This window comes from Arenibacter amylolyticus, from assembly GCF_002150785.1.
GTDB lineage: Bacteria > Bacteroidota > Bacteroidia > Flavobacteriales > Flavobacteriaceae > Arenibacter > Arenibacter amylolyticus.
Genome location: NZ_MTAZ01000015.1, coordinates 37,774 through 50,679, shown reverse-complemented (window position 1 = coordinate 50,679; position 12,906 = coordinate 37,774). Strand labels below are relative to the sequence as shown.

Genomic DNA, 12,906 nt, shown 5'->3' with positions numbered 1-12,906 from the left:
TTAAAAACCTACGGCGGTATCATCGCCCCTATGGTCTGCGCCACCTTCTAACCTACCGTCCGGCAATACCATAATGGCATCTACTTTTCCAATAATTGGAGTGCGTTCTTCATTTATGATATATCCTTTTTCTTTTAGTTCTTGCACTAAATCTGGGGAGAAACCGTTAGGTTCAAAAACCACATTATCTGGCATCCATTGGTGATGAAATCGGGGTGCGTCTACCGCGGCCTGCATGCCCATATTAAATTCGTATCCATTAAGGATGGTCTGTGCCACCGCAGTAATTATGGTAGACCCGCCTGGGGTGCCTACTACCATCCATAACTTGCCTTCTTTTTCTACAATAGTAGGGGTCATGCTACTCAGCATTCTTTTTTCTGGCATAATGCTATTGGCCTCCGCACCAATGAGTCCAAACATATTGGGAACGCCTGGTTTGGCACTAAAATCGTCCATTTCATTATTTAGGAAAAACCCAAGTTCATCGGAAAATAATTTGGAACCATAGCCACCATTTATGGTAGTGGTTGCCGAAACTGCATTGCCATAAGAATCTATAATGGAGTAGTGGGTAGTCTCATCACTTTCCACGATAGCAACCTCACCATGGGAAACTTCGGAGGATTTGGTTGCCTTTTCAAAAGTAAAATTAGCCATTCGTTGCTGTAAGTAACTATCGCTCAATAATTCCGCCATGGGAATCTCTACAAAATCTGGGTCGCCCAAATGGTAATTCCTATCGGCATAGGCCCTTCTGGAGGCCTCTGTAAATAGCTGGATAGTCTTGGCAGAATTATGGCCAAACTTGGAGATTTCGTACGGCTCCATCATCTTTAGGATTTGCTGCATGGTAAAACCCCCACTACTGGGCGGACTCATGGAGATGATTTTTAAATCTTTATAGGTAAATGCAAGCGGATCTCTCCACTTGGCTTCGTACCTGGCCAAATCTTCCATTGTGATAAAGCCACCCTTACTTTGAATAAAAGCACTTAGTTTTTCGGCTACCTCTCCCTTGTAGAATCCGTCTTTCCCTTCTTCTGCAATTTTTCTCAAGGTGCTGGCCAACGCCTTGTACTTTATAGTGTCTCCTTGTTTAAAAGGATGGGCAAAAAAGGTGCTGTCGCCATTTACTTCAATAAAGAGATCCCGGTAACTCGCTAATCGGGCTTCTTGTTTTTTGGTGACTACTACCCCTCTTTCCGCTAAGGCGATAACTGGCTCTAGTAAATCCTTTAATGGCAGGGATCCAAATTTTGTATGTACCGCCATTACCCCAGCTACCGTCCCTGGCACTCCCACGGCCGTGGCACCTAAGGTGCTCATATTAGGGATAACATTCCCAACAGAATCTAGATACATGTCCTTATGTGCAGATAAGGGGGCTTTTTCCCGATAGTCTAGTCCACCAAATGCACCGTCGGACATTCTATACACCATAAATCCGCCTCCACCAATATTCCCTGCAAAAGGGTAGGCTACCGCAAGTGCCAATTCTGTAGCTACCATTGCATCAAAAGCATTTCCTCCTTTTTCCAGAATATCCGATCCAATTTTGGAAGCTTCTTCACGGGCAGATACCACCATGGCCTTCTCTGTAACCAATCCGGTAGGTGCGGGAACACTTTTTTTACAGGAAACGAAAGCAATGAATAGTAAAACGATAATAATTCGATGTAGTTTCATAGACGGTAAATAGTTATGTTTCTTTATTTAAATTTTTGTTTTGGTCAAGGAGATATATTCCTCCCTTGCATGGGCTTTTAGCTCCGAAAAAAATTCGGTAAATTCGTTTTCAAATTGGGCGTAATGCTTCTTTAAGTCCACAATGGCCATATTCATTCTGGATTTATTCTGGGTACGACGGTTTATTCCTTTTAAAACTGCGTCTATACCGGCTAGCTTGGAATAATTTAATAGCCAGTCATCAGTAATCATATGTGGCATCATCCGTCGTACTCTTAAAGGTAAAATCTCGTAATTATCCTCTAAAATACTATAAAAATTTGCAGTGTAATCGGCAAGCGGAACGTCTGAATAATTCGCCCAGTTTTTTGCCAAAAAGTGATCGTAATAAATGTCCACGATTACCCCGCTATAGTGACTGTAATGGGGGTGTAGACGTCTGGTGCTCTTCCTAAAGATGGGATGGGCATCCGTAAAACTATCAATAGATCTATGGAGCACAATTCCCAGCTGAACTCTTTGGGGCAAATGTTTGTAGTTATTTCCCCGAATACTGTCGGCTATAAAATTTCCGATAGTAATTTCGTCATCATTATGGGAGAGATATATATGTGCTAAAAAATTCATTTAAGCAAAAGAAAGTTATAATGAACGAATTTACAACATAGGTCCATAAGAATTAAACCTAACCAATTATATTTGTATAAACTTATACTTGTAAAAATGACATTAATTAAATCCATTTCAGGAATCCGAGGTACCATCGGAGGAAAACCTGGAGACAATTTAACACCTATAGACGCAGTAAAATTTGCCGCTGCTTACGGAATTTGGTTAAAAGACTATTCTAAAAAGGATAAGCTGAAGGTAGTGATAGGAAGGGATGCCCGATTATCGGGTGAAATGATCCAAAATTTAGTGGTATCTACCCTGGTAGGGCTGGGGATAGATGTGGTAGATTTAGATCTTTCTACTACTCCTACCGTAGAAATAGCGGTTCCCCTAGAAAATGCGGATGGCGGAATTATTCTTACCGCGAGCCACAATCCTAAGCAATGGAACGCGCTTAAGCTGTTAAATGAAAAGGGAGAGTTTTTGGATGCCAAGCAAGGTGCTAAGATATTGGAAATTGCAGAGGAAGAAGCGTTTGAGTTTGCAGGGGTCGATGACTTGGGGGCTATTACCCGAAACGATTCCTATATTGATATCCATATAGACGAAGTTTTAAATCTTTCCCTGGTTGATGCAGACGTCATTAAAGCCGCTAAATTTAAAGTGGTGGTAGACGGTGTAAATTCTACGGGAGGAATTGCCATACCAAAACTCTTAAGGGAGTTAGGGGTAGAGGTGGTAGAGCTTTATTGCGAACCTACAGGGCATTTTCCGCATAACCCAGAGCCACTAAAGGAACATTTAGGGGATATTTGCGACCTAGTAGTAAAGGAGAAAGCAGATTTTGGGGTTGTTGTAGATCCAGATGTAGATAGATTAGCATTTATTACCAATGAAGGGGAGATGTTTGGAGAAGAATATACGCTAGTTGCCTGTGCAGATTATGTGCTGAGTAAAACAAAGGGTAATACGGTCTCTAACCTATCGTCTAGTAGAGCCCTACGAGATATTACAGAAAAGCATGGGGGTACCTATGAGGCTTCCGCTGTGGGGGAAGTAAATGTAGTTTCTTTGATGAAAAAGAACAAGGCCGTAATTGGTGGTGAGGGTAATGGCGGTATTATCTATCCTGAGAGTCATTACGGAAGGGATTCCCTTGTTGGGACTGCACTATTCTTGATGCTAATGGCAGAAAGAGGGGGTACGGTAAGTGAACTTAGGGCCAGTTACCCAAGTTACTATATGAGTAAGAAAAAGATTGAATTAACCCCAGGATTGGATGTTGATGGAATTTTAACTGCTATGGCCGAGAAATATAAGGAAGAGGATATTTCCACCATTGATGGAGTTAAAATTGATTTTCCTGAGAATTGGGTGCATTTGCGAAAATCTAATACCGAACCCATTATTAGAATCTACACCGAAGCTAAGAGTCAGCCCGAAGCGGATTCCCTTGCTGATAAGATCATAGGGGAAATCAAAGAAGTTGCGGGACTTTAAGTGACCTAATAATATAATATACCGTAGTGAAATAAAAGGTGTTGGTTTACTCCAGCACCTTTATTTTGCTCCTAAATTCTTAAAAGATTAAAATGAGGATAAAACTAACTAGAATACTTCTATTTATTTGTGGAGCGTTGCTGGTGGCTATTGGTCAGGTAAATGCACAAACGGACACCCTGAGGATAATGAGTTTTAATATTCTTCATGGAGCAACGGTTAAAAACGATTTTAACTTAGACACCCTTGCAGGGGTCATTCGCAGTTATAACCCTCATTTGGTTGCCCTACAGGAGGTAGATTTTAAGACTAATAGAGCAAAAGCGTACGATCTGCCTACTGAATTGGGATATAGAACCCAAATGGCCTCCCTGTTTGGGCGTGCTATGTATTATGACGGAGGGGAATATGGCGAAGGAATACTTTCTCAATATAGTTTCCTAGAAACAGAAAATTATGCCTTGCCCCATTTGCCAAATTCTGAACCTAGAGCGGCCCTAATTGCCAAAGTGAAAACCGCACAAGGCAATATTATTCAATTTGTTGCAACTCATTTAGATCATCAAAAAGATGCTGCGGATAGGGTAATGCAAGCAAAAGCCTTGGTAGAAAAACTTAAGGGATCCCCTTATCCTACAGTGCTGGCTGGGGATTTAAATGCCGAAACTAAGGACCAGTCTATAAAATTACTGCTTAAAGAATTTACCAAACCAAATATACCTGAGGCAAATTTGCCTACCTGGCCTTCAGATAATCCACGTATTAGCATAGACCATATTTTGTACAATTTGCCCTCCAAGTGGAAGGTGACAGACTACCAAGTGCTTTGTGAAAATTATGCTTCAGATCATTGTATAGTTATGGCTACCCTGGTCTTTACTCCTTAGTTATGGAAAGCTTTTGTTGTAGGTAATTATTGCGAATTAGTTTGGCGGTCTGGTGTGCCCCGGTATGGCGCTAACTAAGGGGTATAAAGGGCTTATGATTTTGTTTTCCAGCCTTGCCCCTTCCAGCCTTGTGGAATAAAGCAACAAAGACCCTAATGTACACCTCCATAAAGCTTCCCTATTTTGCAAAACGAGTAATTCCATGTAGATACCAAACATTTTATCCCAAAAATTCAAGGGGTTGCAATAGTTAGTATTCATACATAACGGATATCAGGCTTGGTTTAAACTATAGTGGGAGGGAGAAAGAATAATATTTTTATTAAGTCTAAGGTTCCCTATTTCGTCATCCCCTCTTTTATTATAGTCAATAAACGTTGTTGGAAAAAGGTGATAGGGGTTGTCCCCAGTAGAATACACACCAAGGTCCTAAAGGTGTTTCCCTAGGGAGCTTCCATTAAAAAAAAAGGATATGTATAACTATCTAATTACTAGTTGTTTTAAGTTGTTCGCTTCTGGAAAAAAGTAACTAGCTAAACTGGGCAGGAACCTTATCCCGGTGCTTCCATCTTCTATGAGTCCATAGGTAGTAAGCCGGATTTTCCCTTATCTGTTCTTCGGTAAGTTTTAGGAACTGTTCGGTTATTTCGTGCTCGCTGGTATTTTTTCCAGATAGGGTGATAGGGATAACTTCTACTTCGTAAAACCCCCTTTTTACTTTTGATACTTTTAAAAACACCACTGCAAGGTCTAGTTTTCTAGCTAGCGCTTCCGCACCGTTGTAGATGGGGACTTTTATACCCATAAACTCACTCCAATAGTTGGCTCTGTGTGCTTGTGGGGATTGGTCGCTTACCATACCATAAATGGCTCTAACTCCTTTTCGCTCGTTGTAAAGTACAGTTTTTGGGGTTTCACTGGTGGTAATAGGGACTGTGTTCCATTTTGCTCTAATCTTTCTTACCAATCGGTCAAAATAAGGATTCCCTATCTTTTGATATACCGCGTACCCTTTTGCGTCTATATAGTTGTTAATACTAACGTTCCATTCCCAGTTGGCATAATGGGAACACACTGCTAAAACACTTTTCTCTGCCAAAATCTCCTGTAGCAATTCTATATTGGTAACGTGATATCGTTGCTTTACCTTTTTTTTGGAAATGGTCATGGTTTTCACCATTTCCAAGAACATATCGCACATATGGTGGTAGAAGTCCTTTCTAATCTGTAAGAGCTCCTTTCTGTCCATTTTTGGGAAAACAAGAGATAGGTTGTTTAATACCACCTGCTTGCGATATCCTGCTATATGGTAGACCAGAAAAAAAACCACATCGGAAAACGCATAAAAGAGTCGGTATGGAAGGATGGAAATAATCCAAAGAATGGGATAAACCAATAGAAAAACAAGAAGCTGCATGCAAAGTGGATTAGGCTAAATATAATTATATTTGGCGTCAAAGATAATCCATTTTAAATATGAATGACATCCATTTAGCTACTATTGCCATCATTGGCATTAACATAGTAACCTCCCTAAAGGGTTTTAATGACTCCCATTTTTTTGAACGCTATAAGTTTGGAGTGGGGGCCATACAAGCAGGACAGAAGGATAGGATGTTAACTTCAGGATTTTTGCACGTAGACTTTTCCCATTTGTTCTTCAATATGTTTACGCTTTTTTTCTTTGCTCCGGTAGTCATTGATTGGTTTGGGCCAGGGAAATTTTTAATCCTATATTTCATTAGCCTTGTGGCAGGTAATCTTTTGGCCTTGTTTTTCCATAAGAAAGAACCTTATTATAGCGCCGTGGGTGCTAGTGGGGCTGTTACTGGTATTCTTTACGCTGCTATCTTATTAGAGCCGGGAATGCGGTTGGGAATTATGTTTATTCCAATTCCTTTACCTGCCTATGTATTGGGGATACTTTATTTGTTCTACTCCATATACGGAATGAAAACCAGGTTGGGAAATATTGGGCATACGGCACATTTTGGAGGCGCTATTGGAGGCTTCCTAACTACTTTGTTGTTTAAGCCAGATCTGTTTATTACGGATACCTGGGTGGTAATTTTATTGGCCATCCCCATTTTGATTCTTTTTGTGCTTGGAAAATTGGATAAGCTCTAAAATAAAAAGAGGTCTTTAGTTCCTTTTTAAGGGAGTTAAAAACCTCTTACTTATTTATACTACAAATTCTTAATCAAGCAACTCGGAAATCTTCTCTTCCAAAGCAGGACCGCGTAGGTTTTTCGCAATAATCACTCCATTTTCATCCAGGATGAAAGTAGCAGGAATTGCATCTACGTTATAAAGCTTAGCAATGGCATCGTCAAAGTAATCCAAGCTAGAAATATGGTTCCAAGTTAGGTTGTCATCAGCAATGGCTTTCTTCCAATCTTCTTCCTTACGGTCTAAAGAAACACCAATGATATTTAAACCTTTCTCGTGGTACTTGTTGTAAACCCTTACTACATTTGGATTTTCTACCCTACAAGGCTTGCACCATGCGGCCCAGAAATCTATAATTGTTACCTTGCCCATAGCTTCCTTAAGGGAAATTTCACCGCCTTCAGGGGTAGGTCCCGAAAAATCTGGGGCTACAGAACCAATAGCTGTGCTCTTGCCTTTTTCTTCCCTAGCTTTTGCCGCAGCCAAACTTTTAGCAAGCTGTTTGCCAGGAGCCGTTTCCTTGATCTCTGAGGTAAGTGCATCATACATTTCCTGAGCTTCCGAACTCTCTATAATTCTTCCGTTTAGAACTTTGTCTATTAACAATGCAGAGATAAGTCCGTTTGGATGATCCTTAATAAACTGTAATTCAAATTTCTTATACTCTTCCTGTAGTTCGCCAAACTCGTCTTGAAGCGACTTTATAGTTGCTTCTTCCTTGTTCATGCTAGCCTGCTGTAAATCTCTTTGAATGGACATGGCCTTGTCAGATATGGCTCTTGACTCATCTAAATATTTAAAGAATATGTCGTTTTGAGTTGTTCCCTTCACCTCCGCAAAATTTAGGCTATCCTTGTGGGCCGTTAATTCAATGGTCCCATTTTCGGCCACTAGAGGCGTATATCCCTGTACCTGATCTATAAAAACATAGATTAAATCTGGGGAGTTAGCAGCACCGCTAACACTAAACTTCCCATTTTTAACAGTGGTAGAGTCAATATCATAGGGTTGATTGCTTTCGTTTATTTTCCGTATAAATACTTGGGTACCGTCCGCAACGTCACCAGACAACGAGCCGTTTAAGACATAGCCGTCCTGTTTATCGCTGCAAGCAACCAGACCGACTACTACGGAAAGGGATAATAATAATTTCTTCATTGTTTAAAATTTTAATTGGGGGGTAAATGTACTTATATATATGATAAATAAAAAAAGCTAAAAGTACCCCTTGGTGCTTTTGGCTTTTTTATGTGGATGATTGCTTCTTCAATTAAAATTGGTAGCGAATGCCCAAGGCTATATCGAAATCGAAGTTGTTGGAGAAATTCTTATAACCCAACACGCCAATTTCTGGTCTAAAATCTAAGGATATCAATAGGGGAATGTCAAAATTGTACTCCACACCAATATCTCCAGCAGCAAAAATGAAGAGTCCGCCATCTGGGGTGTAGGGCTCTTTGCCGCCTTCAGTCCTAGTAACAAAATCTACACTACCTAAACCTCCACCAGCACCGTAATACCAGTTGAAGTTCCCGTCTATAGGAAAAATCCATTGGTAGAGTCCGGATACTTTAAAGGCATTGAAATAGCGACTATCCCGCCATCCTAGGTTGGCTTCCAATCTGTTGTACTGGAAAAGTGATTTTTGATAGGAAATCTCAGCACCAAAACCATCACTATCCCCTAGACGAAGACCTATGGAATGATCCGATATTTCCTGCGCACTAAGAGAGTACCAAGAGCAACTCACCAACAAAAGAAATAATTTAAAGATTTTCATGGAGTTCTAAATTTGAGTATAGTTAAAAATGAAAAATTCATGCTCACCGTCAAACAATAAAGTCCTATTTTAGTGGCCAAAATTGTTTTGAGCTTTATTTAAGTATGCTAAATTATATAAAAGATCAATTAGAAGGGGAGTTGTTTGTAGATAAATTAACAACTACTTTATATGCCACAGATGCCTCGGTTTATAGAAAGTTGCCAATGGCCGTTGCCTACCCTAAAAATGAGGCCGATATTAAGAAGTTGATTTTATTCGCCAACGAACATCAAATTGGCCTTATACCCAGAACAGCAGGTACTTCCTTGGCAGGCCAATGTGTAGGAGAGGGGATTGTAGTAGACGTATCCAAACACCTTACTGGAATTGTATCGTTGGATACGGATAAGAAACAGGTTACCGTTCAACCTGGAGTAATTAGGGACGAGTTAAATCAGTACCTAGCGCCTTATGGCCTGTTTTTTGGCCCTAATACCTCTACCTCCAATCGATGTATGATAGGGGGAATGGTAGGGAATAACTCTTCAGGTACTACCTCCATACAGTACGGGGTAACTCGTGATAAGGTAGTGTCCATGACCACCTTACTTTCCGATGGGAGCAAGGTAACGTTTAACACGCTCTCCCAAAATGCATTTTTAGGGAAGTTGGAGTTAGAAACTTTGGAAGGGGATATTTACCGAAACCTTCATAAGGAGCTTATGGATAAGGAGATACAGGCAGAAATAGTAGCCGAATTCCCAAAACCACAAATTCATAGGCGTAACACGGGATATGCCGTAGATGAGTTGCTTAAAAGCAATGTTTTTGGGCAAGAAGGTGAAGGGTTAAATCTTTGTAAACTATTGAGCGGTAGCGAAGGTACTTTGGCTTTTACTACAGAAATAGTCTTGCAATTGGACGATTTACCCCCTAAGCTTTCTGCCATGGTGGTTACCCATTATAAAACCTTGGAGGATTGTTTAAGTGATGTGGCCCCGCTTATGGCGCATAACCTCCATACCTGTGAGATGATGGATAAGGTTATTTTGGATTGTACCAAGAACAACCGTACCCAATTGGAAAATCGCTTTTTTGTGGATGGGGACCCCGCTGCACTTTTAATGCTAGAGGTGAAGTCCGATACTGAGGAGGATTTGGAGCTACAGTTGCAACAATTACTAAAAACCATATCAAATGCTGGACGAAGCTATGCACATCCAGTATTGAAAAATGATGATATTAACAAAGCCATAGAACTGAGAAAGGCGGGTCTAGGGCTATTGGGGAATATTGTGGGAGACCGCAAGGCAGTGGCCTGTATAGAGGATACTGCCGTAGCCTTGGAAGATCTTAAGGATTTTATTGGGGAGTTCTCCCAAATAATGAAGGACTATGACCAAGAGGCGGTGTATTATGCACACGCAGGGGCTGGTGAATTACACCTTAGGCCTATCCTGAACCTTAAGAAGTCTGAAGATGTGGTCCTTTTTAGGTCCATTACTACGGATGTGGCTAAACTCACCAAAAAATACAAAGGATCTTTTAGCGGGGAACATGGAGATGGTATAGTTCGCGCCGAGTTTATCCCTCTGATGATCGGTGATAAAAACTACGAACTATTAAAGCGCGTAAAAAGTTATTTTGATCCCAAAAATATATTCAATCCCGGTAAAATCGTGGATGCTTATCCTATGGATGAGTCCCTGCGATACGAAGTAGATAGGGAAGAACCGGAGATTGAGACGCTAATGGATTTCTCGGACAGTGAGGGGATATTGAAAGCGGCCGAAAAATGTAATGGTAGTGGGGATTGTAGAAAAACCCACCACATGCCAGGTGCCATGTGCCCCAGTTACCATGCCACCAAGAACGAAAAAGACACCACGAGAGGTCGGGCCAATGCCTTGCGCGAATTCCTGACCACTTCGGAGAAGCCCAATAAGTTTGATAATGCCGAATTAAAAGAGGTGTTTGACTTATGCCTAAGTTGTAAGGCTTGTTCCAGTGAATGTCCTAGTAACGTAGATGTGGCCACCCTAAAGGCAGAATTTCTCTATCAATATCAGGAAGAGAATGGATATCCGCTACGTGCAAAACTGTTTGCCTATAATACGGCCCTCAATAGGATGGGGAGTACTATTGCCGGACTCACCAATGCGATCTATGATTCCAAGATATTTGGAGGGTTGTTGAAAAAATCTTTGGGGGTAGCAGCAGAAAGAAGTCTGCCCAAAGTGCATAAAGTAGATTTTGGCGCCTTGCTGCAAGCATCGCAAGCAAAGAATCCCAAAACCAAATCTAAAGTAGTCCTTTATATAGATGAGTTCACCCAATTTTTGGATGTGGATTTGGGCAAGGACGCCATTGAAGTCCTTACCCGACTAGGATATGAAGTGCAACTTTTCCTAGCGGAGAGTGGCCGTACCTTTATTTCTAAAGGATTTTTAAAGCAGGCAAAAGAACTGGCCGTAAAAAATGTAGCGCATTTAATAGAGTTTGCAAATCAAGGACTTCCCGTATTGGGACTAGAACCTTCAGCCATTTTAACTTTTAGGGATGAGTATAAGCGCTTTGGGATTAATAGTGAAAAGATGGAGGCTATTGCCAAAAACGCCTATCTCATAGAAGAGTTCTTAGCCCAGGAGATATCGAAAGGGGTGTTGACCGCCAGTGCGTTTACCTCCGAAAAGAGAACGGTTAAAATACATAACCATTGTCATCAGAAGTCTATCTCTAACCAGAAAGTAACCTTTGATTTACTGAACCTACCCGAGAATTATAGCGTTTCCATTATTAATTCCGGATGTTGTGGTATGGCTGGTTCTTTTGGTTACGAAAAGGAACACTATGAGGTAAGTATGCAGGTAGGAGAGCTAAAGCTGTTCCCTGCAGTGCGTAAAACTAGCGAAGAGGTAATCATTGCGGCTAATGGAACTAGTTGTAGGCATCAGATCTATGACGGAACCAAAAGAAAGGCATTGCACCCCATTAGTATTATTAAGGAGGCCTTACTGGACTAGATGTTGGGTAAGGGAAACAGGATTCATAATAAATAAGAAGGAAATTTATATAATTAGTATTTTAGGTCAATAAGGGCAACATCCATTTTTCTATCTCTTTTTTAAGATTTACCTTTGGATGTTTATGCCCACGCAGGGCCTATAAGTAATAAAAACAAATAGCTTTACACAGGATATGGCAGGAAATACTTTTGGCACTCTTTTTAAATTGACAACTTTTGGAGAATCTCATGGCGTAGCTATAGGTGGCGTTCTAGATGGTTGTCCAGCAGGTATTGAATTGGACTTGGAGGCTATTCAAGTAGATTTAAATAGACGTAAGCCAGGGCAGTCGGCCATAGTTACCCAACGTAAAGAGCCCGATACAGTGGAGTTCTATTCCGGTTTGTTTGAAGGGAAGACTACAGGAACCCCCATTGGCTTTGCCATTCATAACACCAATCAAAAATCCAAAGACTATTCACATATAAAAGATAGTTACCGACCTTCACATGCCGACTATGTGTACGACCAAAAATATGGTTTTAGAGACTATCGTGGTGGAGGAAGGAGTTCTGCTAGGGAAACAGCCAGTAGGGTAGTGGCTGGTGCCATTGCCAAACAGTTTCTTGGGGATATGAAGATCCACGCCTACGTTTCTCAAGTGGGCGAATTAAAACTGGATAAATCCTATCAGGAATTGGACTTCAATTTAATAGAGTCTAACCCCGTACGTTGCCCGGATCAGGAAACCGCGGCAAGAATGGAAGATTATATCAAGCAAATAAAAAAGCAGGGAGATACCATTGGGGGCGTAATTAGCTGTGTGATACAAAATGTTCCCGTAGGTCTCGGGGAACCGGTTTTTGATAAGCTCCATGCCGACTTAGGGAAGGCGATGTTATCTATTAATGCTGTAAAAGGATTTGAGTACGGCAGTGGTTTTGAGGGGGTAAAAATGAAAGGAAGTGAGCATAACGACCAGTTTAATACGGACGGGAGCACCAAGACCAATTATAGTGGAGGTATTCAGGGAGGTATTAGCAACGGAATGGATATCTACTTTAATATTGCCTTTAAACCGGTAGCAACGGTAATCCAAGCATATGAAACCATAGACAAAGAGGGGAATAAAGTGACCACACAAGGTAAAGGTAGGCACGATCCCTGTGTAGTGCCACGTGCAGTACCCATTGTAGAGGCCATGGCGGCGTTGGTGATGGCTGACTTTTCGTTGCTTAATCGGACTATAAAATTATAACTCCTTATTTTTTGGTGCTTTGTA

The 12,906-nt window shown here is 41.1% G+C and carries 10 protein-coding genes; 5 read left to right on the top strand and 5 right to left on the bottom strand.

The genetic code is table 11. The features are described from left to right. Both ggt and BV214_RS07580 read right to left on the bottom strand, forming a co-directional pair. The gene (ggt, locus tag BV214_RS07585) at nucleotides 1-1,689 is read right to left on the bottom strand and encodes a gamma-glutamyltransferase (RefSeq protein ID WP_086476903.1); all 1,689 of its coding nucleotides are present in this window, start codon (nucleotides 1,687-1,689) and stop codon (nucleotides 1-3) included. 27 nt (nucleotides 1,690-1,716) lie between these two features. Beyond that, nucleotides 1,717-2,316: an acyl carrier protein phosphodiesterase gene (locus BV214_RS07580; RefSeq protein ID WP_086476902.1), complete on the bottom strand. Its 600-nt coding sequence runs from the start codon at nucleotides 2,314-2,316 to the stop codon at nucleotides 1,717-1,719. A 96-nt stretch (nucleotides 2,317-2,412) separates the two neighbouring features. On the opposite strand from BV214_RS07580, the gene glmM reads away from it, so the two are divergent. After that, entirely contained in the window at nucleotides 2,413-3,801 is a 1,389-nt protein-coding gene (glmM, locus tag BV214_RS07575) for a phosphoglucosamine mutase (protein ID WP_086476901.1), read from the top strand. A gap of 92 nt (nucleotides 3,802-3,893) precedes the next feature. Further along, entirely contained in the window at nucleotides 3,894-4,688 is a 795-nt protein-coding gene (locus BV214_RS07570; protein ID WP_086476900.1) for an endonuclease/exonuclease/phosphatase family protein, read from the top strand. Nucleotides 4,689-5,217: 529 nt separating this feature from the next. Here the strand turns inward: BV214_RS07570 and BV214_RS07565 are convergent. Beyond that, nucleotides 5,218-6,105 carry a lysophospholipid acyltransferase family protein gene (locus BV214_RS07565; protein ID WP_086476899.1) on the bottom strand — a complete coding sequence of 296 codons (888 nt, stop codon included), beginning with the start codon at nucleotides 6,103-6,105 and terminating at the stop codon, nucleotides 5,218-5,220. A gap of 59 nt (nucleotides 6,106-6,164) precedes the next feature. On the opposite strand from BV214_RS07565, the gene BV214_RS07560 reads away from it, so the two are divergent. Continuing rightward, entirely contained in the window at nucleotides 6,165-6,815 is a 651-nt protein-coding gene (locus BV214_RS07560; protein ID WP_086476898.1) for a rhomboid family intramembrane serine protease, read from the top strand. Nucleotides 6,816-6,884: 69 nt separating this feature from the next. On the opposite strand, the gene BV214_RS07555 is transcribed toward BV214_RS07560, so the two are convergent. Both BV214_RS07555 and BV214_RS07550 read right to left on the bottom strand, forming a co-directional pair. Next, nucleotides 6,885-8,015 (bottom strand): TlpA disulfide reductase family protein, encoded by a 1,131-nt coding sequence (locus BV214_RS07555; protein WP_086476897.1) that lies wholly within the window; start codon nucleotides 8,013-8,015, stop codon nucleotides 6,885-6,887. A gap of 112 nt (nucleotides 8,016-8,127) precedes the next feature. Beyond that, on the bottom strand, nucleotides 8,128-8,637 hold the full coding sequence (locus tag BV214_RS07550) for a hypothetical protein (RefSeq protein WP_086476896.1): 510 nt from the start codon (nucleotides 8,635-8,637) through the stop codon (nucleotides 8,128-8,130). Nucleotides 8,638-8,741: 104 nt separating this feature from the next. Between BV214_RS07550 and BV214_RS07545 the strand changes: the two genes are divergently transcribed. Then, nucleotides 8,742-11,642 (top strand): FAD-binding and (Fe-S)-binding domain-containing protein, encoded by a 2,901-nt coding sequence (locus BV214_RS07545; protein WP_086476895.1) that lies wholly within the window; start codon nucleotides 8,742-8,744, stop codon nucleotides 11,640-11,642. 175 nt (nucleotides 11,643-11,817) lie between these two features. Next, nucleotides 11,818-12,882: a chorismate synthase gene (aroC, locus tag BV214_RS07540; RefSeq protein ID WP_086476894.1), complete on the top strand. Its 1,065-nt coding sequence runs from the start codon at nucleotides 11,818-11,820 to the stop codon at nucleotides 12,880-12,882. Nucleotides 12,883-12,906: the final 24 nt, after the last annotated feature.